Here is a 22,752-nt window from a genome sequence, read left to right as displayed (position 1 = left end):
CGCACCCGCCGCACGGCCCCGGTCGGGCGACGGCTGCCGCGTCACGAGGGCAACGGGTAGCGCCGCCGGAGCAGCAGACGTTGCGCGAGGGTCCACACGCTCGTAACGGCCAGGTAGAGACCGGCCGCCACCGGAACGAACGCGGCCACTACCGCGGTGCTGAAGTGCACGACACCCCCCAGACCCGTCACCCATGGCGGCGTGGTCGGGTCGACGGATGGACGCAGCAGCCGCCGCGTCATCTCGGCCACGAGGGCCATCACGGCGACGAGCGTGCCGACGACGGCCAGGGTCGCGGCATCCGTCGTTCCCGTCGACAGCGCACCGACGAGGCTCCGACCGAGCGGGACACCGAACAGCTCGTCGGCCAGCAATTCGTTCGCGTGTCCTCCGACGGTGTCATGCAGGAACACGGCGTAAAGCAGACCGACCACGGGCGCCTGAGCCAGGACCGGCAGGCAGCCCGCGAGGGGCGAGGCCCCCTCGTCACGGTAGAGCTGCAGTGCTTCGCGCTGCAGGCGCTCGGGGTTGCGCGCCCACCGCTCCCGGAGCATGCGGAGTCGAGGCGCGAGGCGGGCGCGACTCTGTTCGGCCCGCGCCTGCGACACCCCGACCGGAATGAGCGCGAGCCGCACCACGAGGGTGACGACGACGACGGCGAGGGCGGCGGCCGTCGAACCGGCTAGGGGATCGAGCAGGGTTGTCAGAGCGAGCATCGCTCGTGTGGCGAGGTCGAGCAGGAGGGCGAGAGGGGGCAGGGCGAAAAGGTCCACGGGGCGTCCGTTCGGGTGAGGCGATCACGGGGCGGATCGGTCACGGGGCGCAGGCGTGCCTCATCTCGGGAGCGAGCGTCGGGCCGCGGATGCGCGAGTGACCGGCACCGCGGATCCCGGATGCCACGATCCCCGCCGGCGGAGGCGGGACGTGCGGGACTACGCGGTGCGGACGCCGAGCCCCGGGGCGCGCGGACGCGGATGCCCGGCGGCGTCGGGGTCGCTCTGGGTGAGCGGGGCCGACGCATCGATGGGTCGCGCGGACGGCGGGGGAGTGTGAGCCGTCAGGACCGGCAGCATCACCAGGACGATCGCCGCGGTGACGACGACCGCTGCCGCCAGCACGACCGCGAGCAGGGGAGCGCCGTCGCCCGGCGCGAGGGCCGACTCCGCCGAGACGAGCAGCAGGTTGAGCAGGGCGATCATCGATGCGATCACGTGCTCACCCCCTCGGCGGAAACTCCACGGTATCAGCGCCGTGCTCGCTACGCTTTCGGAATGGTCACCCTCGTGCTCACCGTCGTCGGCGACGATCGCGCCGGACTCGTCTCCGCCGTCGCCGACATCGTCGACACCCACGGCGGCAACTGGGAGAACAGCGAGCTCGCCGAACTCGCCGGTGCCTTCGCGGGCATCGTGGAGGTCTCGGTGTCCGCCGATCGCGCCGACGCGCTGCGCCGAGCGCTGGAGGGTTTGGCCGGGACGCTCGCGGTGACCGTGCACACGGGTTCGGCCGCCGCGTCGGCATCCGTCCCGCGCAGCGTGATCCTCGACGTGGTCGGAAACGACCGTCCGGGCATCGTGCGCGAGATCTCTGCCGCGCTCAACGCCCGCGGGGTGAGCATCGAGCGCATGTCGACGCAGACGACGGATGCCGCGATGGCCGGCGGACGCCTGTTCGAAGCCGTGATCACCGTGGGCCTGGTCGACGGGGTGGAGGTCGACGACCTCGTCGCCGAGCTCGAGCGACTCGCGGCTGAGATCCAGGTCGACGTCTCGCTCAGCGACTGAGATCGACGCCGCCCGGGGCACCCCCGGCGTCGGCGCGGGGCGGTCAGGCGCGACGCGCCCGTGACGCCAGAAGAGCGAGCCCCCGCCAGCCGAGGAGGAACAGTGCGAGCGTGATCGTCGCGACGATCACGAACGCCGCGGCGACGCCCTGACCGCTGAGCGCCCGCAAGATCATTCCGAGCACGACCGTCACCGCCCATACGGGCAGGCCGGTCCGCAGGACGGCGAGGGGGCGACGCCAGGCGCGGGTGACCGACCATCCCACCAGCAGGGAGACCAGGAACGGCCAGGCCGTCGTCGCCAGCCCTGTACCGAACGGACCGAAGGCATCGCCCTCGTGGGTGGCTCGACCGATTCCCGCGAAGAGGATGACCAGAACGGCATCCACGATCAGGGGGATGACGGGGAAGCGGCGAGGTGTGGGCACCCTCCCATTGTCGTCGGTCGCCGGGTGGTCACCGCGCGGCGTCGATCCCGCCTCCTCGCGTCTCCCTCGTCGCCGGGGCGGGCGGCTCGCTCCGCGATGCGGTCGAGAGGGCGCCCCTCCGTAGGGTCGCATCCGCGGCGCACAGGTCCCACCGGTGGGTAGCGTGGGGGAATGGCGACCCGACTGCTCCTCGTGGCGGACACCCACGTGCCGAAGCGGGCGCGCCTCCTCCCGGAGGCCGTCCGACGCGCGGCATCCGACGTCGATCTGATCGCGCACGCCGGCGACTGGGTGACCGTCGCGGTGCTCGATGAGCTGAGCGCTCTCGGGCCCGTGTTGGGCGTCTGGGGCAACAATGACGGCGACGACCTGCGCTCACGCCTGCCGGAGATCGCACGCGCCGAGATCGACGGCGTGCGGGTCGCCGTCGTGCACGAGACGGGCGCCGCGAACGGGCGGGAGAAGCGGATGGATGCCGCATTCCCCGACACGGACCTGCTCGTCTTCGGTCACAGCCACATCCCGTGGGACACGGTGACCCCGAACGGTCTGCGGCTGCTGAACCCCGGTTCGCCCACCGATCGTCGGCGCCAACCCGCATGCACGTTCATGACGCTGACCCTCGTCGAGGGCGATGTCCGTGACGTCGAGCTGCACGAGATCCGCCCCGCCTGACCCCTCGGCCCTCGCGCTGCTCGGCCGGCTTCCCGCACGGCCGCGGGGCTCCTGTGCGCGGCGCCTACGTGAGGGTGGTCGGCCCGCGCGACGGCGTGCATCGCACCGGCGGGGGAACGACGAAGGCGCCGCCCCTCACGGGGACGGCGCCTTCGTCGAAGGGTCTTACTTCACCGAGAGGTGACGCGTCGATCCGGTCAGCGGGCAGTCGAAGGGATCGCGAGCGGCGAGACCGACCTCGTTCAGGTACCGGATGACGATGCCGTAGGACTCCAGCAGGGACGTCTCGACGTAGGGTACGCCGAGGGTCTTGCAGTGCTCGCGGACGATGGAGCGTGCACGGCTGAGGTGCGGGCGCGCCATGTTCGGGAACAGGTGGTGCTCGATCTGGTAGTTCAGGCCGCCCATGAGCCACGTCGCCCACCAGCCGCCGCGGATGTTGCGCGAGGTGCGCACCTGCTTGCTGAAGAAGTCGAGCTTGGCGCCGGGGGCGATGACGGCCATGCCCTTGTGGTTCGGGGCGAACGACGCGCCCATGTACACGCCGAACACGGCGAGCTGCACACCCAGGAACGCGAACGCCATACCGAGCGGCAAGAAGAGGAAGACCGGGGTGATCACGAGCGCGTGGCGCAACGTCAGCAGGCCGATCTCTTGCCAGCGACCCTTGATCTCTTCGCGCGAGAACAGGTGGCGGAGGGCGAGGACGTGCAGATTCAGCCCCTCGAGCGTGAGGAGGGGGAAGAACAACCACCCCTGACGCCGGGTGATCCAGCGCTGGACGCCGCGGGCCTTGGCGGCGTCTTCGTCGAGGAACGAGATCGTGTCGATCTCGATGTCGGGGTCTTTGCCGACGCGGTTCGGGTTGGCGTGGTGCCGGGTGTGCTTGGACGCCCACCACGACTGGCTCATGCCGACGACGCCGTTGCCGATGATCAGCGCGAGGCGATCGTTGGCGGGACCCGAGGTGAGGATCTGGCGGTGGTTCGCCTCGTGTGCGAGGAACGCGACCTGGGTGAACAGGATGCCGAGGGCGGCGGCGATCAACAGCTGGTACCAGCTGTCGCCGAGAAGGATGAATCCGGTGATGGCGCCGGCGAAGCCGAGCCCGACCGCGATCGCGACGAGAAGGTAGAAACGGGGGGTTCGAGCCAAGAGTCCGCTCTCGCGGACGACCTGCGACAGCTCTGTGTAGGCCTTGGCGATGGGGGGGAACTCGGTGGTGCCGGAATACGTCTGACGAACGGGGCCGAGGCGGGACTCGACGATGGTGGAGGCGATGAAACTTCTCCTCGGATCGGGGGTGACGCGGGTCGGGAGCCGGGTGGTCACCCGGGTTGAGGCCCACACTACGTGCCCTCGTATGGGGCCCCCGGAATACATCCACACGTGCAGGAGCCTCACGGCAAACGGACACGTGCCCGACTCGGACGACACCGGTGTCACGGCGGGCCCGGAAACACCGGAAGCCGGACCCATCGCGTCTGCGACGAGCCCGGCTTCCGGGTCTCAGCGGAGCTTAGAGGGGGCGGATGTTCGCCGCCTGCATGCCCTTGGGGCCCTGCTCGGCGTCGAATTCGACCTTCTGCGCTTCCGTCAGCTCCTTGAAGCCGTTGCCCTGGATCGCGCTGAAGTGCGCGAACAGGTCGGCGGAGCCGTCATCGGGAGCGATGAAGCCGTAGCCCTTTTCGGAGTTGAACCATTTCACGGTGCCAGTGGCCATCGTGTTCTTCCTTTTTATTCATGTTGGGCCGCAGACGCGACCGTGGGCGCCGCTCCGACGAGTGCGGAGCGGACGGGGACGCCGCGATACCGAATCGGTAGCGCGGACGCGGTGACCGTCGACTGCAGCCTGGGCTGCGTCGACGGAGACGTGGAAGCCGAGATTCTCGCCGAGCGGACCCTGGGCTTCGAAGCCCGAGGTGCCCGCGCCGACGAAACCGGCGTAATCGGATCCAGCCATCGCGACATAGACGTCGAGATCGGCCTGGCGCCACGACAGTGGCGAGGGGTGAAGCAGAGACACAAGAACTTTCCGCGAGTGCGACGCGAGGACCGAAGCCGTCGAGCGTGCACGCGATGGTGAGGGGAGGAACTGCTGTCATGAACGGCTCGGCGCCGTGCGCCCGGCATCTCAGCGATGAGGCGGGCGTCGATGAAGCATGTCCCAGAATGAATAATCTCCACACTAGCACGGAAGGACGAACGGTGCGGGAGCGTTTCCCCCGGTCGACGTCGTCGGCTGCACTGGAGCCATGGCATCCGGCGACGCGGGAGACTCTTCGGACGACGAACGATGGCTCGTCGTCGACGGTCGTCGCTGGCGCCGTACGGACCCGGCCCTCCCCGTCGACGTCGCCGACCGCCTGCGCTCGCACCTGGGACGGGCTCGCGCGGCCGTGCGCACGGCGAAGCGCTCCGAGGATCCCGCCGCATTGACCGCCGTGCGCCACCGCGTGGGGGTGGCGAAGGCGGGCCTGGGCGAACGCGGTCCCCGGTGGTGGGACGACGCGGTGCCGGTGCGCGTGGAGCGCGCCCGGGCGGCCCTCGACGAGCTCGACCGCCTCGCCCCGCCGGCCGACGGCGGTCGCGCGGCCGGAGCAGACGACGACGCCGACGTCAACACGTAGCGACGACGCTCGCCCGCGCGGTGGGGTGGAGGCTTCGACGAGAGGAATGACATGTCATCCACCGGATCCGAGCTCGAGAAGCTCAACGAGCTGCTGAAGAAGTTCCGCTTCGCGATGGTCACCACGCGTGCGGAAGACGGGGCTCTGCACGCGCACCCGCTGACGGTCCAGGAGACCGAGAGCGACGGCGACCTGTGGTTCATCGTGGGGACGCACGCCTCCGCCGTCGCGCACGTGCGACGCGACCCGAAGGTCGGCCTGTCGTTCAGTTCCGACGGCACGTGGCTGTCGCTCGCGGGCGACGCCGAGGTGGTCGACGACCTTGCCAAGCTCAAGGAGCTGTGGTCGACCAGCGTCGAGGCCTGGTTCCCCGACGGCCCCGAGTCGCCGGGCGTCACCCTGCTGCGCGTGAACACCCTCAGTGGCGAGTACTGGGGCAGCGCGGGCGGGCGCATCGCCACCGCCATCGCACTGGTGACGTCGAAGGTCACCGGCGAGCGCCCCCGGGGCGGGGAGAACGAGAAGTTCGACCTCCCGGAATGACAGAGGGGTCCGGCCCGCTGACCTGACCCGGGAGTCGGATCGGGTTTCTCCGTCCGACCCCCGGGTCCGGTCGCACGCGCCGGGCCTTTCTGCGCTCAGCCCGACGGGTTCTCGATCGGTGTGCCGTCGTCGTCGGTGGAGTCGGGCATGCGCGCCCCGGGGGCGGTCTCGAGCTCGTCGGGGCTGTCTGCGTCGTCGAGGGGACGATCGGGGGTGTTGTCCATGAGGTCAGCCGACCACGGTCGCGGTGCATCGCGCGCGGGCCTTGCGCGAACCGGATCCCCGTGCCAGCGCAAGCCCCCACGGGGCGGGGCGCCCCCTTGCGACGATGACGGCATGTCACGACCTGAGGTGCGCTCCAAGCCCTGCGCATTCTGCGGGCGCCCGTTCACCGACCGGAAGCGCTGGAGCGGCCGCGATCAGTGGGACCAGGTGCTCTATTGCTCGCGCGGATGCCGGGCGAACGCGGCGAAGCAGAGGCGGCGCGCGTGAGGGCGGCCCTGATCCTCGCGACGCAGCAGTTCGCCGAGCATCCCGCATACGCCGACGACGGAATCGAGGAGTTCTTTTTCATCGAGTCCGCTCCGCGCTGGCGCAAGATCCCGTACCACCGGCACAAGATCGTGCTGCTGACCTCCGCCATGCGGCACACTGCCGCCCGGCTGGAGGCCGAGGGCAAGACGGTCCGCCGGATCACCCTCGGAGACGACGTCCCGTTCAAGGCGGGCCTGGAGAGCCTCCTCAAGAAGCGTCGTGTCACCGAGTTGACGTGGATGAGCGACCCGAACCGTCCCGTCGATGAGCGCATCGCCGCGATCTGCGCCGACCACGACGTCGACACCGACGTGCTGCCGGACGGGCTGTTCCTCACCCCCGAGGAGGAGGTCGACGGCTGGTTCGCCGAGCACCCGAAGCCGCTGATGGAGGACTTCTATCACTGGCAGCGCCGGCGCACCGGCATCCTGATGGACGGGGGCAAGCCCGCGGGGCGCCGGTGGAACTTCGACGCCGACAACCGCAAGGCGCTCCCCAGGAAGGGCGTGGAGATCCCGCCACTCCCGCAGCCCGAGCACGACGAGATCACCCGGGCGGTGATCTCGGAGGTCGATGAGCTGTTCCCCGAACACCCCGGCTCGGCGGGGGACTTCTGGCTTCCGGTGACCCCGGAGGACGCCCGCGACTGGCTCGACGTGTTCGTCGCCGAACGGCTGCACGACTTCGGTCGGTATGAAGACGCGATGAAGGCCGACGAGCCGTTCCTCTTCCACGCGATCATCTCGCCCATGCTGAACATCGGCCTGCTGACGGTCGAGGAGGTGGTCGCCGCCGCCTCTCGCACCGACGCGCCGCTGGCATCCGTCGAGGGGTTCATCCGGCAGGTGATCGGGTGGCGCGAGTACATGCGCGGGATGTACCGCGCGCACCCGGAGCTCGAGCACGTCAACGCGCTGCACCTCGAGAAGCGCATCCATAAGTACTGGTACTCGGGAGAGCGGATGCCGAAGGACCTCCCGGTCCCGGTGCGCACGGTGCTGGAGCGGGTGCACCGGTGGGGCTACGCCCACCACATCGAGCGGCTGATGGTGCTGGGCAACTGGTTCCTGTTGCAGGGCTACGCGCCGCGGCAGGTGAACGCGTGGTTCCTCGCGCTGTTCGTCGACGCTTATGACTGGGTGATGGTGCCCAATGTCATGGGCATGAGCCAGTTCGCGGACGGCGGGTTCGTCGCCACCAAGCCCTACGTCTCGGGTGGGGCGTACCTGCAGAAGATGGGCTCGTGGTGGCCTTCGGCTCAGGATGCCAAGGATTCGGTGTTCACGGATGCGTACTGGGAATTCCTCGAACGCCACGAAGACGTGTTGGCGGGTAATCACCGGCTGAGCCTGGCCTTGGCGCAGATGCGCAAGCGGCGGGACGCGAAGCACTAGCCGGCGGGGAGGGTGAGGCTCGCGTCCCTTCGACGGGCTCAGGGACCTATTCGGGGAGGTGGCTGAGCTTGTCGAAGCCACCGGGGACGGTGTCGGTCCCTTCGACGGGCGCACAGGCCTGTTCGGGGGGTGGCTGAGCTTGTCGAAGCCACCGGGGACGGTGTCGGTCCCTTCGACGGACTCGAGGACCTGCGCGGTCACCGGGCCCGTCGAAGGGTCCGCGCGGGTCAGCTCTTCAGCTTGTTGAGGGACGAGCCCTTGTGCGCCGCCGTCGCGCCCGACTTCTCCGATTTCACGAGGTACGCCGGGTCGTCGTCCGACGCGGTGAACTTCTGGCCGTCGTGCTGGAAGTCCTTCGTCTTCTTCTCCACGACCTCGCCCTGGGTCCTGCCCTGCGGGGTGTCCCAGCTGACGCGATCGCCCTTCGACAGATCCTTCGACATGTCGTGTCCTCTCCCGGTGGTAGCGGTCTGTTGGTGTGCGCCCATGCTCGCGAGGCGTCGGAGGGGGCTGCGGGGGATTGACAGCCGCGGGACAGTAGGTGCTTCGCGCACGATGCGCAACGCCTGCGTGATGTCGGAGGGGGTGCGTAGCGTCGGATGCGGGCCATTCGTCCGCGGCCCACGACGTGAGGAGAGCCATGACCGAGCCGACCACCACGAACGGCGGCGCGCCCGTCGCCAGTGACGAGCATTCGCAGAGCGTCGGAGCCGACGGCTCGATCGCGCTGACCGATCACTACCTCATCGAGAAGCTCGCGCAGTTCAACCGCGAACGGGTCCCGGAGCGCGTCGTGCACGCCAAGGGCGGCGGGGCCTTCGGCACGTTCCGCACGACCGGAGACGTGTCGGCGTACACGCGTGCCGCGCTGTTCCAGCCCGGCGTCGAGACCGAGATGCTCGCGCGTTTCTCGTCGGTCGCCGGCGAGCAGGGCAGCCCCGACACCTGGCGCGATCCCCGCGGGTTCTCGCTGAAGTTCTACACGACCGAAGGCAACTACGACCTGGTCGGCAACAACACCCCCGTCTTCTTCGTCAAGGACGGCATCAAGTTCCCCGACTTCATCCGGTCGCAGAAACGCCTCCCCGGTAGCCACCTGCGCGACAACACGATGCAGTGGGACTTCTGGACGCTCTCGCCCGAGAGCGCGCACCAGGTCACCTGGCTCATGGGCGACCGCGGCATCCCGGCATCCTGGCGTCACATGAACGGCTACGGCTCGCACACCTACCAGTGGATCAACGCCGAGGGCGAGCGGTTCTGGGTGAAGTACCACTTCCACACCGACCTCGGCCACAAGACCCTCACGCAGGACGAGGCCGACCAGATCGCCGGTCAAGACGCCGACTTCCACATCCGCGACCTGTACGCCGCGATCGAGCGGGGCGAGTTCCCGACGTGGACGCTCAAGGTGCAGATCATGCCCTACGAGGATGCCAAGACCTACCGCTTCAACCCGTTCGACCTGACCAAGGTGTGGCCGCACAGCGACTATCCCGAGATCGAGGTCGGCACGATGGAGCTCAACCGCAACCCGGGCAATTACTTCGCCGAGATCGAGCAGGCGGCCTTCGAGCCGTCGAACTTCGTCCCCGGCATCGACGGCAGCCCCGACAAGATGCTGCAGGCGCGCATCTTCAGCTACGCCGACGCGCACCGCTACCGCGTCGGCACCAACTACCAGCAGCTGCCGGTGAACCGTCCGCACACCGAGGTGCACTCGTACTCGAAAGAAGGCGCGATGCGCTACGAGTACAACCCGCCCGAGGTTCCCGTCTACGCGCCGAACTCGGTGGGCGGCCCCGCCGCCGACCCGCGTCGCGCCGGGGACGGCGGATGGCACAGCGACGGCGAGCTCGTGCGCTCGGCGGCGACCCTGCACCCTGAGGACGACGACTGGGGTCAGGCGGGAACCCTCGTGCGCGAGGTCATGTCGGCCGAGGAGCGCGATCGCCTCGTCGAGACGATCACCGGACACGTCGGGGGAGTCACGCGCGCCGACGTGCGCGATCGGGCCGTGCAGTACTGGAAGAACGTCGACGCCGGGATCGGCTCCCGCGTCGAAGCAGCCCTGCCGCCGCTCGAGGGCTCGACGGCGCCGGGTGAGCAGCTCAGCGAGCCGAACCCCGACGGCGACCTCGTCGGAACGGACGTCGCGGGGAGGATCTGACCCACCGTCCCGCCCGTGAGACGGCATCTCGCCGACCGGACTGTTGCCCATGGCAGCGAGTCGGTCAGTGGAATGCCGTCTCACGGCAGCCCGACGGTCGCGTTCGCGGCGCATTCTGTGCGCTGAACGCCGTGGCGCCGCACAGGAACCCTGCGGACGCGTTAGCGGAGCACCCGGCTCGCCGAAGGGCTGTGTCCTCCCGGAAGAACCCGACGGCTACGTTCGCGGAGTACCCGCTTCGCCAGCCTCGCTCGGAGGGGCGCTCGATCCGCGCGGGTCAGCCGGAAGCGGGATGCCACGACACCCACGAGAAGCGCCCCCACGCCGCCCGCCATCATGTCGCCGATGGTGTCGTCGTAGGTCACGAAGATGGCATCCGTGATGAAGCGGTAGCCGAACCACTCGATCATCTCCCACACCGCAGACAGCGCCAGGCCGGCGATCGCGGCGACCACGATCGGGGTACGCCCACGTCCCGTCGGAGCAACCACGCCCGCATCGTCGAGAAGGACCAGCGCGACGGCCGCCAGCACTCCCGTGCACACCAGGTGCACGATGAGGTCCCACCCCGTCCACGCCCGGTACAGCTCCAGCACATTGCTGCCGGCGGCGACGAACACCGTCACGCAGGTGATCAGGTCGAGCCCCGACCGCAGCCCGATCATCCGGGACAGCATCACAGCCGGCAGCGACATCGACAACACGGCGAAGTCGGTGAACGGCAGCGTGAACAGCGACACCAGCACGAGCACGATCGCCGAGGCGCGCACCGCGTCGGCCAGCCAGTCTGTGACGGTGCGCGGCGGGCGCTTCAGGTTGGCGTACATGGCCCGGATCATCGGCATCCCTCCGGTGTCGCGCGGGTGATCACGGGGCGGATCCGCCCGGAATGCGCACGACGGCCTGAACGGGCAGGTGATCGCTCGGCCACTGCGTTCCCGTCGGGCGCGGGTCGATTCCGACGGCCCTCACCCCGATGTCGGGCGTCGCCAGCACCGCGTCGATCCGCCGCGCACCCTGCTTGGGGCGCCGGTAGTTGTTGAACGTGCCCCACTCGGCCGTGCGGCGAGCCGGCGCGTACGACCACGTGTCCACGAGCAGCCCCTCGGCGAACATCTCGGCGAGCTCGCGCGAACGGATGTGCGCGTTGACGTCGGCCGTGAACAGCAGCGGGCCCCCGCGCGCGGCGACGAGCTCGTGCAACCACGTCGCAGAGCGTCGTCTCGCACGGTGCGAGAAGGCGTCGAAGTGCGTGTTGACGAAGGCGAAACCGGCGCCGGTGGCGCGATCGCGCAGATGGGCGATGACGGCGACACGGGGGATGGTGTTCCCCCACCCCGTCGAACCCGGGACGTCGGGGGTGTCGGAGAGCATCACCTGCTCCCAGTGCTCGACCTCGATGCGGTCGCGGTCGTAGAACAGGGGCGTGCCCTCGCCGCCACGGTCTTTGCCGCGCCCGAGACCGATCTGCCCGTACTGCGAGCCCAGCGACTCCTGCACCCATCGCGCCTGATCGGGCAGGGCCTCCTGCGAACCCAGCAGATGGGGGCGGTTGGCGCCGAGGAACGTGCGCAGACGCTGCTTGCGCGTCGACCAGCGATCGGCGGACGGCCAGGTGATGCGCTCGAAGCGCCGCCGGATGTTGAAGCTCATCACGTGCAGGTCGGGGGCCTCCGCGTTCGGGAACAGAATGCCGGTCATCCGCGGGCCGTCTCGTCGCGGTCTGCGGCACCGACCCCGATCGGAGGGGAGTCCTGCGGCCGACGCCCGCGCCACACTCGCACCCACCGCGCCGGGGGAAGGTCATCCGGCCAGTGCGCGAACACCGTGCCCGCCCCGCGGCGGAAGCACCGAGCGAACCGTCGCGGCTCGACCGTGCGCGACGACACGCGCATGTGCCGACCCGAGACGGCGCGGATGCGGTGACCGACGCCGAGGTGGTACGCCAGATCGAGGTCGTCGTGCAGTTCGGGGTCGAGGTGCACCTCGTCGCGCACGGCGAGCCATGCCCGGCGACGGAACGCCATGTTCGACCCCCACAACGGTGTGTGGCCGAGAGCGGGGAACGCGAACGCGTTGTAGGTGCCGAGGAAGACACGGGCCATCGTCACGCGTCGCGAGACGGGTCCGTCGTGGAACACGGCGCCGCCGGTGACGGCATCCACGTCGGCGTCGCCGAGGGCCTCCACCATGCTCGCGACCCAGGTGGGCGCGGGGAGGCTGTCGGCGTCGAGGCGCAGGACGAGATCGAACTGCGCGGCGTCGTACCCGGTGGCGGCCGCCGCGGGGATGCCGCGTTCGCCGCAGAACACCACTCGCGCCCCCGCGGCGCGGGCGATGTCGGCACTGTCATCGGAGGAGCCGTTGTCGACGACGACGACCTCATCGGCGGCGACCGTCTGCGCGGCCAGCGCCTGCAGGCAACGCCTGAGGTGCGGACCGTCGTCGCGGACGGGGATGACGACCGACACGGTCGCGGTCGACGACGCGGAGCCTTGAGGCACGCTTCCTCCCGGGGACGAGTCCTCTCACGCTAGGCGATGCGCGCCCACGCGTTTCGCGGCTTGACGCCCGCAGGTCCGGATGACACGCACACGTGCGGGGTTTCGTAGGGTGGATGCCATGGCACCCGTCCTCAACGTCTCGGCGTACCTGTTCACGCGCATCGCCGACCCCGGCGCGCTGCGCGCGACGCTGCGCGAGCGGGCGGTGGCCGCCGGCCTTCGGGGCACGATCCTGCTCGCCGAGGAGGGGATCAACCTGTTCCTCGCAGGTCCCGCCGACGCCCTGCGCGGCTTCGTCGGCGAGCTCCGCTCTGACGAGCGTTTCGCCGCGCTCCGCGCGAAGGAGAGTTGGTCGGACGGCGTGCCCTTCCACAGGCTCCTGGTGAAGGTGAAACGCGAGATCATCCGCATGGACCGCCCCGACGTTCGTCCACAGGACGGTCGGGCCCCGGCGGTGAGTCCCGAGACGTTGCGTCGCTGGCTCGACCGCGGTGCCGACGACGACGGCCGCGAGGTCGTGCTCGTCGACACCCGCAACGCGTTCGAGGTGGACTACGGCACCTTCGCCGGCGCCCTGGACTGGCGCATCGAACGGTTCACCCAGTTCCCGGATGCCGCGAGCAGCCACCGCGACGACCTCGCCGACAAGACGGTGGTGAGCTTCTGCACCGGGGGGATCCGCTGCGAGAAGGCGGCGCTGTACCTGCGGTCCGAGGGGGTCGAGGCGTATCAGCTCGACGGCGGCATCCTGGGCTGGTTCGATGCGCAGGGCGATGCGCACTGGAACGGCGACTGCTTCGTCTTCGACGGGCGCGAGGCGCTGGACCCTGGGTTGACGCCCGTGCGTGCGCCCGCCCCCCTCACCTCCTCGCCCGGGGCCTGATCGTGCTCTGGGACCAGCACGCCTGCGTCGAGCTCGTCGAGACCGCCGACCTCACCGACCTGCATCGCTACCGCCCCGCGGGAGGTGGCCTGGTCTCCCTGAACGTCGGGTACGCGCCCCACGGTCCGGAGGTCACGTCGTCGCTGCTCGCCGCGTTCCGGGCGCAGATCGCGCGCATCGACGGTCTCGCACTCGCCGCGTCGGTCGCCGACGTCGACCGGATCGCCGCCGCCGGAGACACCGCCGTGGTCTTCGACCTCGAGGACTGCGCCCCGCTCGGCGGAGACCTGGATGCGGTGGGCCCGCTCGTGGCGCGGGGGGTCCGCACGCTCGCCCCGACCTACAACGTCGCGAACCGCGCGGGCGGCGGCTGTCTCGACGCGGTCGACGACGGCCTCACCCCCTGGGGACGCGACCTGGTGCGCGAGCTGAACGCGCGCGGCGCGGTGCCCGACGGGTCGCACGTCGGGGCGCGCACCACGCTGGACATGTGCGCGGTGTCGACGGGGCCCGTTGTCTTCAGTCACTCCAACATGCGCGCGGTGTGGGACCACCCCCGCAACCTCACCGACGATCAGGCCCGTGCCGCCGCCGACACCGGGGGAGTGGTCGGCATCACCGGGGTCGGCATCTTCCTCGGGCCCAACACCCCGACGCTGTCGGCAATGACCCGGCATCTCGAGTACGCGGTCGAGGTCGTCGGCATCGATCACGTCGGCGTCAGCACCGATTTCTCGTTCGACTGGCAGACGTTCCGCGCCGTCCTCGCCACGAGCCCCGACCTCTACGACGCCAGCTACACCGCATGGGGACCGGTCGAGTGGATGCCGCCCGAGACGTTCGTCGACCTCGGCGCGCACCTGCGCGATCACGGGTGGGGCGACGAGGACATCGCCGCGGTGCTGGGCGGGAACTTCCGGCGCGTGGCGCGCGAGAGCTGGCATCCGCTGCCCTGACCCTCGATAGCCTCAGTGCATGACGACTCTCACCGACGGTGCTGTCCTGCGCCCCGCCCGCGCGGGCGATGAGACGGGCATCCTCGCCTGCATCCAGGCCCTCGCCGAATACGAGCGCGAGCCGGATGCCGTCGACAACACCGCCGAGATGATCGTCGAGACGCTCTTCGGTGCCGATCCCCGCGCGTTCGCCTTCGTCGTGGAGGGTCCCGAGGGCGGCATCCGGGCGATCGCGGTCTGGTTCCTCACCTACTCGACGTGGACGGGGCGTCACGGCATCTGGCTCGAAGACCTCTACGTGCACGAGCAGTACCGCGCGAAGGGCTACGGTGCGGCGCTGCTGGCCGCGCTCGCCGCGGAGTGCGTCGAGAAGGGGTACACGCGCCTCGAGTGGACCGTGCTCGACTGGAACGAGCCCGCGATCGGGTTCTACCGGGCGCTCGGCGCCGAGGCGATGGAGGAGTGGACGACCCGCCGGGTCACCGGCGAGGTGCTCGCAGCCCTCGCGGCGCGCGCGTAGCGAGAACTCCCCGCCCGGGTCTGGGGCGCGTTCGGCTCATCGGGGCGCAGATCTCGTGCCCCGAACGGTGGAATCCGCGCCGAACGCACGGTGTCCGCGAGCGCTGACCCTCGGACGTGTCGGACTCACCGCGCGAGGTCGGCGAGCACCGCCTCCGCCACCCGCTGACCCGACACGAGGGCGCCCTGGATCGACGCGGTGTCGCGGTGGTCGCCCGCGACATACCGGCCATCGCCGAGGCGCACCGAACGCCGAAGGCGGAGGGGCGGGTCCTGCGCGGGGAGGGCGCCGGCGATGTCGTCTCGGCGCAGCAGGCGCCACGGGCGGGTGTCGGCATCCCAGATCTCGGCGAGCTGCCGACGGATGTCGCCCTCCGACGCCGTGGAGGGCATCACGCAGGTCGCCTGGACGAGGTGCTGGCCGCGCGGCGCGTAGGTCGGCGCGGTGTTGGTCATCACGGCGGTGTTGACGATCGGCCCCCGTCGGCGCCCGTCCACGCGGAGCGCGGCGTCGTCGGTCGGCGCCTGGTCGGCGGCGAACCACCACGTCTGCAGGCCGCGAGGAGAGGGGAGCGCGACGTCGAGGGACGGATCGAGTCCCGTCGCGATGACCACGGCCCGGGCGGTCATGGCATCCTGTCCCTCCACCCCGACGTGCCAGCCGCGGGCCCGGTTCCGCGTCGAGACCACCCGATGGGAGAGGCGGATGCCGACACCGGCCCGGCGCGCCGTGTCGGCGAGCTGCGCGGGGAGGGCGCCGATTCCCGCGGCGGGCACTCCCGGTCGCCCGAGCGCGAAGCTGCGGACCAGCAACCGGACGAACGCGTCGGAGGTCTGCTGCCGGTCATCGGCCAGGACCCCGGCCAGGAACGGTTCGAGAACGCTGTCGCGGAGGGCGCCGCGCACTCCCGCGCGATCCCACGCCTCGTCGAGCGTGCGGTCGGTCCCGGTCTTCGCCGCGCGCGCCGAGAGGACGGTGGGCGCCACCCACCGTGCCAGCGCCGCGAGGTCGGAGAGTCCGACCAGCCCGCTCCGCAGCGACCCGGGAACCGACAGCGGATGCCGGAGGGGATGGGACAGCCGTGCGAGCCGGTCGTCGAGCCGGACGCCGACCGCCACGGGGAAGCGCCTCAGCGCGAGCGCGTCGACGTCGACCCAGCGCCGGACGGCCGGGTAGGCGGGGTTGAGGACGTGGAAGCCCACGTCGAGGCGGAACCCGTCGACGATGTCGGTGCGTTCGCGCCCGCCGACGGCATCAGCACCTTCGAGGACGACGACATCGCGGCCGGCCTCGGCCAGTCGCGTCGCACAGCGCAGGCCCGCCAGGCCCGCGCCCACCACGATCACGTCGTATCCGGTCATCCCGCGAGCCTAGGCAGTGTCATCCCGGGGCGTGCGGGGCTTGCGCGGAGCGCGCGTCGCGGCGGACGGCCCGTGCCGAAGACGGCGCCGACGCGCTCGGCAGGCGCCCGACCGGCGGGTCGCCGGACGACGAAGGGCCCGGATGCCATGGCATCCGGACCCTTCGTCGTCGACTTACGCGGAGGCTTCCTCGCGCTTGGGCAGCACCCAACCGGGACGCACGAAGTGGCACGTGTAGCCGTGGGGGATGCGCACGAGGTAGTCCTGGTGCTCCGGCTCGGCCTCCCAGAAGGGCGCCTCGGGCTCGATCGTGGTGACGGCCTTCGCGGGCCAGATGCCGGAGGCGTCGACGTCGGCGATCGTGTCACGCGCGACCTTCTCCTGCTCGGGGGAGAGCGGGAAGATCGCCGAGCGGTAGCTCGTGCCCACGTCGTTTCCCTGACGGTTCAGGGTCGAGGGGTCGTGGATCTGGAAGAAGAACGCCAGGATGTCGCGGTACGACGTGCGCGTGGGGTCGAAGACGATCTCGACGGCCTCCGCGTGACCGGGGTGGTTGCGGTAGGTCGCGTGCTCGTTCTGGCCGCCGGTGTAGCCGACGCGCGTGTCGATCACTCCGGGCTGGCGGCGGATGAGGTCCTCGACGCCCCAGAAGCAGCCGCCCGCGAGGACGGCGGTCTCGGTGCCGGGGCGGCGGGTGATCTCGCCGGTGTCGGAAGGTCCGCTGGTCATGCTGATGCTCCTTTTACGGTTGCGGAAGGGGAAGAGGTTCATGAGGCTCGGCTCTCGCGGAACAGGGGGAGGTACGCGCCGTAGCCCTGCGCCTCGAGTTCGGCGACGGGCACGAAGCGGAGAGCGGCCGAGTTCATGCAGTATCTCAGCCCGCCCGCGTCGCGCGGGCCGTCGTCGAACAGATGCCCGAGGTGGCTGTCGGCTCCGGCGGAGCGCACCTCCGTGCGGGTCATCCACAGCGACCGGTCCTTCTTGTTCACGACGGCGGCGTCGTCGATCGGCTTGGTGAAGCTCGGCCAGCCCGATCCGCTCTCGAACTTGTCGGTCGAGGAGAACAGCGGCTGTCCCGACACGACATCGACGTAGATGCCGTCCTCGTGGTTGTCCCAGTACTCGTTGCGGAACGGCGGCTCGGTGGCGTCGTCCTGCGTGACGGCGAACTGGCGGTCGGTGAGGCGGCTCAGCGCCTCCGACGTCTTCCGATACTCCGTGCTCACGGTGCGCATCCTCTCGTCGTGACGTCCTGTGGTGGGCGTCTTTCAATCGAACGCCTGGGCCGTCGCATTTGGTCCCGCGGGGCTGGGAGCGCGCTGTGAGTTCTCGGCGGGGGCGTCCTGGTCCCGAGGCGGGGAACACGAAACGCGCCGGATGCCACGGGGCGGTTCCGGCGCGTTCGGTGTCGGGGCGAGCGACGGTCAGGACCGACCGTGCCAGACCTCCAGCAGCTCGGCGGAGTCCAGCACCAGCCCGAGGTGCAGCGAGATCATCGAGAGGGCAGCTCGCTCCAAGGCTTCATCGGTACCGCGAACCAGGTCGCTCGGCACGCTCACGCGGTATCCGAGATTCGACGCGTCGAACGCGGAGTTCAGCACGCAGCAGTCAGCCATGATGCCGTCGAGGACGACGGAGGTGATCCCGAGTTGGCGCAGGAGGAAGTCGAGATCGGTGGGGTAGAAGGCCGAGAGGCGCTTCTTCCCCGACACGATCTCGTCCTCGGGAGCCACCTCAGTGACGAAGGCGGTCCAGCGCGAGCCCTCGATCGCGTGATCGGCTGCGCCGGGGATGGGTCCGACGTGCTGCGGGAAGGTCGCCCGCCACGCGCTGCTGCTCGTCCCGCCGATGTCGTCGGCGCCCGAGGCTCGGAGCGTGGAGCGCACGTGGATGACGCGGACGCCCAAGGCGCGAGCCTCGCGATGGAACGCATCGATGCCGTCCACGATCTCGCGCCCGCGGGGGGCGGGACACGGGCACGAGGGATCTTCCGACAGATGCCCCTCGTGCATGTCGATCGACACGATGGCGGTCCGCGCGGGGTCGAGCCACGCGGCGAACTCGCCGTCGGGGTCGATGTCGCGCTCCGCTCCGTGGACGAAGATGCGGGTCACGCCACGACCTCGATCTCGTCGGCGGTGCGCGTCCCGGGCGCTGCGCGGCGGTCCAGGAGAGGTCGGATGCCGTGGTTGATGGCCCCGTGCAGGCCCAGCAGCAGGAACATGCCCATCATCATCGGGCTGGTGACCACGGCGGCGATCGAGGGGGGGAGCGTCTCGGTGACCGCGGTCGGCAGGAACTGGCATCCGAGGGCCACGATGAACGACACGGAGGCGACGACGAGGTTGAGGTCGTCCCACTCCACCCCGGTGAGCATCTGCACCCCGCTCAGCGCGATGATGCCGAACAGCACCGTCGCCGCGGTTCCGAGCACCGGTGCGGGGATGCTCGCCAGCAGCTGGGCGACCGGGGGCAGGAACGCGAGCACGATGGCGATGACCCCGGCGACGAGGGTGACGAATCTGCTGCCGATCCCCGACACGCGGACGATTCCGGCGTTCTCGGGGTACGACGTGGTGCCGATCCCTCCGAACAGTGCGCCCAGCACCGTGCCGCCGAACTCCGAGAACAGCCCGCGGTTGACGCGGGCGGGATCCATCTTCTGTCCGCCCCAGCTGCCGATCATCGAGTACATACCCATCGATTCAGTGCCGGCCTGCAGGAAGGCCACGAGCATGAGGAGCACGACGGTGGGCTCGACGCCGAAACCGAACGGCAGCACGTGCGGGGTGCCGATGACCCCTCCGGCGAGCAGGTCGGGGACGCTCCACTGGCCCATCGCCAGGGCGAAGATGGCGCCGCCGACGATGCCGAGGAAGATCGCGGCACGCTTGACGACTCCGCGGCCCAGAACCAGGCAGCCGAGGACGACGAGACCCGTCACGATCGAGACGACCAGGCCCACGACCCCGAACCCGGGGGTTCCGGGGGTGCCGAACCAGTTCCCGGCGCCGATGCCGGCGAGCTGGGCTCCGATGATGAGGAACAACGTTCCCAGCACGACCGGCGACGACACGAAGCCGGCCACGTGACCGAACAGGCCGAACCGGCGCAGCGGGAGTGCGAGCAACATGAAGATGAGGCCGGCGACGATCATCGAGCCGAAGGCGGTGCCGAGTCCGAAGGCCGCACCCGCGGAGATGATCGCCACCATGAAGGCGGCTGTCGGTCCCTGCACGATGGGCAGGCGGAGGATGCGGCTGGACTGCAGCACCGTGACGACGCCGGTGAGGAGGAAGCAGGCCTGGATCATGAGGGCGACGTCGCCGGTCTGCAGGCCCAGGGCGGCGCCGATGATGTGCGGGAAGACCCAGATGCCGGTGAGGGCGAGCAAGTGCTGGGTGGCGAAGAGGGCGGTGCGGGCGGGGGGCAGCTTCTGTTCGAAGCCGACCGCGAGCGTGGGTGTGGCGGACGGTTGCATGAGAACTCCCGGGTCGAGTTGCAGTGTGAGAGTAATTTTTGCAGCGGCGTCGTTACGTTCGTGTTTCGCCGGTGTCGCAATCTGTGCACGCAGAGTGCAATGCGGGGAGAATGAGGGAATGACCGATGCGCCCGCGACTCCCGCCGCCTCCGATCTCGAGCACGTCGTCCGCGACGTGGGGGAGCGCGTGCGCGCGCTGCGGCAGCGCAACGAGTTCACCCTCAACGACCTCAGCGAGCGGACGGGATTGAGTCTCTCGATGCTCAGTGCGGTCGAGCGTGGCAGGACGACTCCCTCGCTGGGAACGTTGCATGCGCTCGCCGCGGCTCTCGGGGTGCACATCACCGCGCTCTTCGCGCAGTCGGGCGGGGAGGACACCCCCATCACGCCCCTGGTCGACCAGATCGTCGACGTGACGGAAGGGGGGATGGTTCGTCGCACGGCTGTCTACCGTGCCGATTACGACCTCGAGGTGTACGTCGACGAGTGGGCGCCCGGCACCGCCCACGCTCGGCGGCCCTCGCAGCACCCCGGGCACGAGTTCGGCGTCGTGCTCGAGGGGGATCTCGAGGTGCAGCTCGGAGATGACATCTTCCTCGCCGGAGCCGGTGATGTCGCGCAGTTCAGTGCGCGACGGCCGCATCGCATCGTGAATGCCGGGGCGGGTGTCGCGCGGGCCGTCTGGATCAACCTCCGGCGTCTCTGACGTACGCTGAGTTTCACCTACAATGGATTTATTCCGCTGTAGATGAAAGAAGGTGCCATGGTCGGTCGCTCCGCCTGGGCAGGCGTCATCTCCCTCGCCGCCGTGATCCTGCTGGGAACGGCTCTCGCGACGATCCCGACTCCGCTGTACCCGCTGTACGTGCGGGAGGCCGGTCTCGATGCCGTCGGCATCACCGCGACGTTCGCCGCGTTCGCCGCAGGGGCCGTAGTCGGACTCGCGGTCGCGTACCGGGCGTCCGGTCGGTTGTCCCGGCGTTCCGCCTACACGATCGCCGCCGCGCTCCAGGGCTCCTCGGCTTTGTTCCTCGCTGTGGATCTCGGCATCCCGGGATTCGCGTTCGGCCGGGTCGTGACCGGCGTCGGCGCGGGCCTGCTCGCCGCATCGGGGACGGCCTTCGTCATCGAGCTCGCCACGGCGGTTCCGCCCCGCGCGGGCCGGATCGTGCGAGCGGGTGCCCCGGCTCTCGCCTTCGCCGGTCTCGGTCTCGGGCCCGTCATCTCCGCTCTCGCCGACCCGAGCGGATTGGTCGCGGTACGCGGGATCTTCCTCGTCGTCGGGGTCGCCGTCCTCTCCCTGCTGGGCGTGTCGCTCGTCGTCCTCGCGCCCTCGTCTGGTCGGGCGACCGCGGTGTCTGCGCGGGGGCCTCGACGACTGCCGTGGGAGGCGGGGTCGGGGGCGTTCGCCGCCTTCATGACGACCGGACTGTTCGGCAGCGTCACCTCGCTGCTGCTCGGTGAACTGGGGATCCACGATGCTCCCCGTGCGGGGGCGTTCGCGGCGGCGGTCTTCGTGGCGGGGGCCGTGGGCGTCGTCCTTCTCGCTCCGCGCGTCTCCCTCGCGGTCGCCGGACTCCTCCTCGCGGTCGGTCTGCTGTTCGTCGGCGTCGCGGTGACGATCGCATCCGTCGTCTTCCTCGGCGCAGCCGCCCTGGTCGCGGGCCTTGCGGCGGGAGCGCTGTTCTCGCGGAGTCTTCGCACGGCGATCGAGGCGGCACCGGAGAGTGTGTTCACGCAGACCGTGGCGGTGTTCCTGTGCGCGTACGCGGGGCTGGCGATCCCCGTCCTCGGTTTCGGTGTCGTGGCGCATGCCGCCGGAACGGACATCGCCGTCTGGGGCTTCACCGGGATCGGGTCGATGCTGTGCATCGCGGTCTCCGTCTGCGCCCTGGTCGGTGCGCGCACGTCGCGCGCGCAAGCCCCGTTCGGCGCCCAGGAGCGCTCGTTAGCCTGAGCGCTCACCGCATCAGGAGGTTCACCATGACCCGCACGATCGTCATCACCGGGGCCAGCGACGGCATCGGCGCGGCGTCCGCCCAGCAGCTCGTCCAGGTGGGCGAGGAGGTCGTCGTCGTCGGCCGCAACCCCGAGAAGACGGCGCGGGTCGCCCGCTCGCTCGGCGTGGACTCCTTCGTCGCCGACTTCAGCGACCTCTCGCAGGTACGCGAACTCGCGGCGTCCCTGCGGGAGCGCTACCCCCGCATCGACGTGCTCGCCAACAACGCCGGCGGCGTCTTCGGAGAGCGCACTCTCACCAAGGACGGCTACGAGACGACATTCCAGGTCAACCACCTCGCGCCGTTCCTGCTGACCAACCTGCTGCGAGACCGACTCGTCGAGTCGCGTGCTTCTGTTATCCAGACCTCGAGCGCCGCGGCCAAGCTGTTCCCGCGGTTCGACATCGACGATCTGCAGGGCGAGCACCGCTATTCCTCCACGGCGGCGTACGGCAACGCGAAGCTCGCGAACGTGCTGTTCACCAAAGAGCTCAACCGGCGCTTCGGCGACGCAGGGCTGTCGGCCGTCGCCTTCCATCCGGGCGTGATCGCCTCCAACTTCGGCGCCTCCAGCAACGGACCGTGGAAGTTCCTCTACGGCGGGCCGCTGGCGCAGCGCCTCATGACCACGACCTCGGTCGGCGGCGCGCGACTGACCTGGCTCGCGCTGGGCAAGCCCGGAGTGGACTGGACCCCCGGCGGCTTCTACTCCAACAACAAACCGGCGAAGACCAACCGGCTCGCCGACGACCCGGTGGTCGCACGGCAGCTGTGGGAGCGCAGCGAGATGCTGGTGGGTCTCGACGAGTAGCGGCTAGGCGTTTCCTATGCGTTGACTCGGCCTCCCGCTTTCTTGGCACTGCCTGGGGAGCGCGGGGGCACGCTGAGCG

28 protein-coding genes are annotated in these 22,752 nt (G+C 70.1%); 13 read left to right on the top strand and 15 right to left on the bottom strand.

Annotation, left to right across the window (positions count from 1 at the left end):
* Positions 1-41: 41 nt before the first annotated feature.
* Positions 42-773: a membrane protein insertase YidC gene (gene yidC, locus ACTJJP_RS12335; protein WP_440775295.1), complete on the bottom strand. Its 732-nt coding sequence runs from the start codon at positions 771-773 to the stop codon at positions 42-44.
* A gap of 159 nt (positions 774-932) precedes the next feature.
* Complete coding sequence (locus tag ACTJJP_RS12330; protein WP_440775294.1) at positions 933-1,211, bottom strand: DUF6412 domain-containing protein; 279 nt, start codon at positions 1,209-1,211, stop codon at positions 933-935.
* A 60-nt stretch (positions 1,212-1,271) separates the two neighbouring features.
* Here ACTJJP_RS12330 and ACTJJP_RS12325 point away from each other — a divergent pair, with 60 nt between their 5' ends.
* Positions 1,272-1,784, top strand: a complete 513-nt coding sequence (locus tag ACTJJP_RS12325) for a glycine cleavage system protein R (protein ID WP_440775293.1) — start codon at positions 1,272-1,274, stop codon at positions 1,782-1,784.
* A gap of 43 nt (positions 1,785-1,827) precedes the next feature.
* Here ACTJJP_RS12325 and ACTJJP_RS12320 read toward each other — a convergent pair whose 3' ends face one another.
* A complete protein-coding gene (locus ACTJJP_RS12320) occupies positions 1,828-2,211 on the bottom strand; it encodes a DUF3054 domain-containing protein (RefSeq protein WP_440775292.1) in 384 nt (127 codons plus the stop codon).
* 171 nt (positions 2,212-2,382) lie between these two features.
* On the opposite strand from ACTJJP_RS12320, the gene ACTJJP_RS12315 reads away from it, so the two are divergent.
* Positions 2,383-2,886: a metallophosphoesterase family protein gene (locus tag ACTJJP_RS12315; protein ID WP_440775291.1), complete on the top strand. Its 504-nt coding sequence runs from the start codon at positions 2,383-2,385 to the stop codon at positions 2,884-2,886.
* Positions 2,887-3,051: 165 nt separating this feature from the next.
* On the opposite strand, the gene ACTJJP_RS12310 is transcribed toward ACTJJP_RS12315, so the two are convergent.
* The gene (locus ACTJJP_RS12310; protein WP_440775445.1) at positions 3,052-4,155 is read right to left on the bottom strand and encodes a fatty acid desaturase family protein; all 1,104 of its coding nucleotides are present in this window, start codon (positions 4,153-4,155) and stop codon (positions 3,052-3,054) included.
* A gap of 250 nt (positions 4,156-4,405) precedes the next feature.
* A complete protein-coding gene (locus tag ACTJJP_RS12305) occupies positions 4,406-4,609 on the bottom strand; it encodes a cold-shock protein (protein ID WP_013583139.1) in 204 nt (67 codons plus the stop codon).
* A 532-nt stretch (positions 4,610-5,141) separates the two neighbouring features.
* Between ACTJJP_RS12305 and ACTJJP_RS12300 the strand changes: the two genes are divergently transcribed.
* Together ACTJJP_RS12300 and ACTJJP_RS12295 are read left to right on the top strand one after the other, a co-directional pair.
* Positions 5,142-5,516 carry a biopolymer transporter Tol gene (locus ACTJJP_RS12300; RefSeq protein WP_440775290.1) on the top strand — a complete coding sequence of 125 codons (375 nt, stop codon included), beginning with the start codon at positions 5,142-5,144 and terminating at the stop codon, positions 5,514-5,516.
* Positions 5,517-5,567: 51 nt separating this feature from the next.
* Positions 5,568-6,059 (top strand): pyridoxamine 5'-phosphate oxidase family protein, encoded by a 492-nt coding sequence (locus ACTJJP_RS12295; RefSeq protein ID WP_440775289.1) that lies wholly within the window; start codon positions 5,568-5,570, stop codon positions 6,057-6,059.
* A gap of 95 nt (positions 6,060-6,154) precedes the next feature.
* On the opposite strand, the gene ACTJJP_RS12290 is transcribed toward ACTJJP_RS12295, so the two are convergent.
* Complete coding sequence (locus ACTJJP_RS12290) at positions 6,155-6,283, bottom strand: hypothetical protein (RefSeq protein WP_440775288.1); 129 nt, start codon at positions 6,281-6,283, stop codon at positions 6,155-6,157.
* Here ACTJJP_RS12290 and ACTJJP_RS12285 point away from each other — a divergent pair.
* Positions 6,282-6,551 carry a DUF2256 domain-containing protein gene (locus ACTJJP_RS12285; RefSeq protein WP_440775287.1) on the top strand — a complete coding sequence of 90 codons (270 nt, stop codon included), beginning with the start codon at positions 6,282-6,284 and terminating at the stop codon, positions 6,549-6,551. The genes ACTJJP_RS12290 and ACTJJP_RS12285 overlap by 2 nt on opposite strands.
* On the top strand, positions 6,548-7,987 hold the full coding sequence (locus ACTJJP_RS12280) for a cryptochrome/photolyase family protein (protein WP_440775286.1): 1,440 nt from the start codon (positions 6,548-6,550) through the stop codon (positions 7,985-7,987). The genes ACTJJP_RS12285 and ACTJJP_RS12280 overlap by 4 nt, the downstream gene beginning before the upstream one ends.
* 227 nt (positions 7,988-8,214) lie before the next feature.
* Here the strand turns inward: ACTJJP_RS12280 and ACTJJP_RS12275 are convergent, their stop codons facing one another.
* Positions 8,215-8,430, bottom strand: coding sequence for a DUF2945 domain-containing protein (locus ACTJJP_RS12275; RefSeq protein WP_440775285.1), 216 nt, complete (start codon positions 8,428-8,430; stop codon positions 8,215-8,217).
* 197 nt (positions 8,431-8,627) lie between these two features.
* Between ACTJJP_RS12275 and ACTJJP_RS12270 the strand changes: the two genes are divergently transcribed.
* Positions 8,628-10,157, top strand: a complete 1,530-nt coding sequence (locus tag ACTJJP_RS12270) for a catalase (protein WP_440775284.1) — start codon at positions 8,628-8,630, stop codon at positions 10,155-10,157.
* Between the two features lie 161 nt (positions 10,158-10,318).
* On the opposite strand, the gene ACTJJP_RS12265 is transcribed toward ACTJJP_RS12270, so the two are convergent.
* From ACTJJP_RS12265 to ACTJJP_RS12255, 3 genes are read right to left on the bottom strand one after another with little or no spacing between them, the layout of a single operon-like run.
* Positions 10,319-10,984 (bottom strand): hypothetical protein, encoded by a 666-nt coding sequence (locus ACTJJP_RS12265; RefSeq protein WP_440775283.1) that lies wholly within the window; start codon positions 10,982-10,984, stop codon positions 10,319-10,321.
* 40 nt (positions 10,985-11,024) lie between these two features.
* Positions 11,025-11,858: an endonuclease/exonuclease/phosphatase family protein gene (locus ACTJJP_RS12260; protein ID WP_440775282.1), complete on the bottom strand. Its 834-nt coding sequence runs from the start codon at positions 11,856-11,858 to the stop codon at positions 11,025-11,027.
* The gene (locus tag ACTJJP_RS12255) at positions 11,855-12,661 is read right to left on the bottom strand and encodes a glycosyltransferase family 2 protein (RefSeq protein WP_440775281.1); all 807 of its coding nucleotides are present in this window, start codon (positions 12,659-12,661) and stop codon (positions 11,855-11,857) included. The genes ACTJJP_RS12260 and ACTJJP_RS12255 overlap by 4 nt, the downstream gene beginning before the upstream one ends.
* Before the next feature lie 118 nt (positions 12,662-12,779).
* On the opposite strand from ACTJJP_RS12255, the gene ACTJJP_RS12250 reads away from it, so the two are divergent.
* The 3 genes from ACTJJP_RS12250 to ACTJJP_RS12240 are packed head-to-tail and all read left to right on the top strand — an operon-like array spanning position 12,780 to position 15,020.
* A complete protein-coding gene (locus ACTJJP_RS12250) occupies positions 12,780-13,544 on the top strand; it encodes a sulfurtransferase (RefSeq protein ID WP_440775280.1) in 765 nt (254 codons plus the stop codon).
* A 2-nt stretch (positions 13,545-13,546) separates the two neighbouring features.
* Positions 13,547-14,500: a dipeptidase gene (locus ACTJJP_RS12245; RefSeq protein WP_440775279.1), complete on the top strand. Its 954-nt coding sequence runs from the start codon at positions 13,547-13,549 to the stop codon at positions 14,498-14,500.
* A 19-nt stretch (positions 14,501-14,519) separates the two neighbouring features.
* The gene (locus ACTJJP_RS12240; protein WP_440775278.1) at positions 14,520-15,020 is read left to right on the top strand and encodes an N-acetyltransferase family protein; all 501 of its coding nucleotides are present in this window, start codon (positions 14,520-14,522) and stop codon (positions 15,018-15,020) included.
* A gap of 125 nt (positions 15,021-15,145) precedes the next feature.
* Here ACTJJP_RS12240 and ACTJJP_RS12235 read toward each other — a convergent pair whose 3' ends face one another.
* From ACTJJP_RS12235 to ACTJJP_RS12215, 5 genes are all read right to left on the bottom strand, one after another.
* Positions 15,146-16,381: an NAD(P)/FAD-dependent oxidoreductase gene (locus ACTJJP_RS12235; protein ID WP_440775277.1), complete on the bottom strand. Its 1,236-nt coding sequence runs from the start codon at positions 16,379-16,381 to the stop codon at positions 15,146-15,148.
* A 174-nt stretch (positions 16,382-16,555) separates the two neighbouring features.
* Complete coding sequence (gene msrA / locus ACTJJP_RS12230) at positions 16,556-17,110, bottom strand: peptide-methionine (S)-S-oxide reductase MsrA (RefSeq protein WP_440775276.1); 555 nt, start codon at positions 17,108-17,110, stop codon at positions 16,556-16,558.
* A gap of 38 nt (positions 17,111-17,148) precedes the next feature.
* The gene (msrB, locus tag ACTJJP_RS12225) at positions 17,149-17,607 is read right to left on the bottom strand and encodes a peptide-methionine (R)-S-oxide reductase MsrB (RefSeq protein WP_440775275.1); all 459 of its coding nucleotides are present in this window, start codon (positions 17,605-17,607) and stop codon (positions 17,149-17,151) included.
* Positions 17,608-17,805: 198 nt separating this feature from the next.
* Positions 17,806-18,495, bottom strand: coding sequence for a cysteine hydrolase family protein (locus ACTJJP_RS12220; RefSeq protein ID WP_440775274.1), 690 nt, complete (start codon positions 18,493-18,495; stop codon positions 17,806-17,808).
* On the bottom strand, positions 18,492-19,862 hold the full coding sequence (locus tag ACTJJP_RS12215; protein ID WP_440775273.1) for a uracil-xanthine permease family protein: 1,371 nt from the start codon (positions 19,860-19,862) through the stop codon (positions 18,492-18,494). Before ACTJJP_RS12215 ends, ACTJJP_RS12220 begins: the two co-directional genes overlap by 4 nt.
* Positions 19,863-19,980: 118 nt before the next feature.
* Here ACTJJP_RS12215 and ACTJJP_RS12210 point away from each other — a divergent pair, with 118 nt between their 5' ends.
* Genes ACTJJP_RS12210 through ACTJJP_RS12200 form a run of 3 tightly spaced genes read left to right on the top strand, consistent with a single transcriptional unit; the run spans position 19,981 to position 22,673 of the window.
* Positions 19,981-20,568 (top strand): helix-turn-helix domain-containing protein, encoded by a 588-nt coding sequence (locus ACTJJP_RS12210; RefSeq protein ID WP_440775272.1) that lies wholly within the window; start codon positions 19,981-19,983, stop codon positions 20,566-20,568.
* 57 nt (positions 20,569-20,625) lie between these two features.
* On the top strand, positions 20,626-21,819 hold the full coding sequence (locus ACTJJP_RS12205; protein ID WP_440775271.1) for a hypothetical protein: 1,194 nt from the start codon (positions 20,626-20,628) through the stop codon (positions 21,817-21,819).
* Between the two features lie 26 nt (positions 21,820-21,845).
* Positions 21,846-22,673 (top strand): SDR family NAD(P)-dependent oxidoreductase, encoded by an 828-nt coding sequence (locus tag ACTJJP_RS12200; protein WP_440775270.1) that lies wholly within the window; start codon positions 21,846-21,848, stop codon positions 22,671-22,673.
* Positions 22,674-22,752: the final 79 nt, after the last annotated feature.

The sequence above is a fragment of the Microbacterium sp. 22296 genome (assembly GCF_052045385.1).
GTDB lineage: Bacteria > Actinomycetota > Actinomycetes > Actinomycetales > Microbacteriaceae > Microbacterium.
This window is presented reverse-complemented; position numbering and strand designations above follow the sequence as displayed.

Bases quoted from the DNA above. Each gene is read 5' to 3' on its own strand.
- ACTJJP_RS12260 (WP_440775282.1), bottom strand. From the start codon at position 11,858: ATGACCGGCATTCTGTTCCCGAACGCGGAGGCCCCCGACCTGCACGTG.
- msrA (WP_440775276.1), bottom strand. From the start codon at position 17,110: ATGACCAGCGGACCTTCCGACACCGGCGAGATCACCCGCCGCCCCGGC.
- ACTJJP_RS12270 (WP_440775284.1), top strand. From the start codon at position 8,628: ATGACCGAGCCGACCACCACGAACGGCGGCGCGCCCGTCGCCAGTGAC.
- ACTJJP_RS12250 (WP_440775280.1), top strand. From the start codon at position 12,780: ATGGCACCCGTCCTCAACGTCTCGGCGTACCTGTTCACGCGCATCGCC.
- ACTJJP_RS12210 (WP_440775272.1), top strand. From the start codon at position 19,981: ATGACCGATGCGCCCGCGACTCCCGCCGCCTCCGATCTCGAGCACGTC.
- ACTJJP_RS12200 (WP_440775270.1), top strand. From the start codon at position 21,846: ATGACCCGCACGATCGTCATCACCGGGGCCAGCGACGGCATCGGCGCG.
- ACTJJP_RS12295 (WP_440775289.1), top strand. From the start codon at position 5,568: ATGTCATCCACCGGATCCGAGCTCGAGAAGCTCAACGAGCTGCTGAAG.
- ACTJJP_RS12240 (WP_440775278.1), top strand. From the start codon at position 14,520: ATGACGACTCTCACCGACGGTGCTGTCCTGCGCCCCGCCCGCGCGGGC.
- ACTJJP_RS12205 (WP_440775271.1), top strand. From the start codon at position 20,626: ATGGTCGGTCGCTCCGCCTGGGCAGGCGTCATCTCCCTCGCCGCCGTG.
- ACTJJP_RS12215 (WP_440775273.1), bottom strand. From the start codon at position 19,862: ATGCAACCGTCCGCCACACCCACGCTCGCGGTCGGCTTCGAACAGAAG.
- ACTJJP_RS12305 (WP_013583139.1), bottom strand. From the start codon at position 4,609: ATGGCCACTGGCACCGTGAAATGGTTCAACTCCGAAAAGGGCTACGGC.
- ACTJJP_RS12300 (WP_440775290.1), top strand. From the start codon at position 5,142: ATGGCATCCGGCGACGCGGGAGACTCTTCGGACGACGAACGATGGCTC.
- ACTJJP_RS12265 (WP_440775283.1), bottom strand. From the start codon at position 10,984: ATGTACGCCAACCTGAAGCGCCCGCCGCGCACCGTCACAGACTGGCTG.
- ACTJJP_RS12315 (WP_440775291.1), top strand. From the start codon at position 2,383: ATGGCGACCCGACTGCTCCTCGTGGCGGACACCCACGTGCCGAAGCGG.
- ACTJJP_RS12285 (WP_440775287.1), top strand. From the start codon at position 6,282: ATGAGGTCAGCCGACCACGGTCGCGGTGCATCGCGCGCGGGCCTTGCG.
- ACTJJP_RS12275 (WP_440775285.1), bottom strand. From the start codon at position 8,430: ATGTCGAAGGATCTGTCGAAGGGCGATCGCGTCAGCTGGGACACCCCG.
- ACTJJP_RS12290 (WP_440775288.1), bottom strand. From the start codon at position 6,283: ATGGACAACACCCCCGATCGTCCCCTCGACGACGCAGACAGCCCCGAC.
- ACTJJP_RS12325 (WP_440775293.1), top strand. From the start codon at position 1,272: ATGGTCACCCTCGTGCTCACCGTCGTCGGCGACGATCGCGCCGGACTC.
- ACTJJP_RS12235 (WP_440775277.1), bottom strand. From the start codon at position 16,381: ATGACCGGATACGACGTGATCGTGGTGGGCGCGGGCCTGGCGGGCCTG.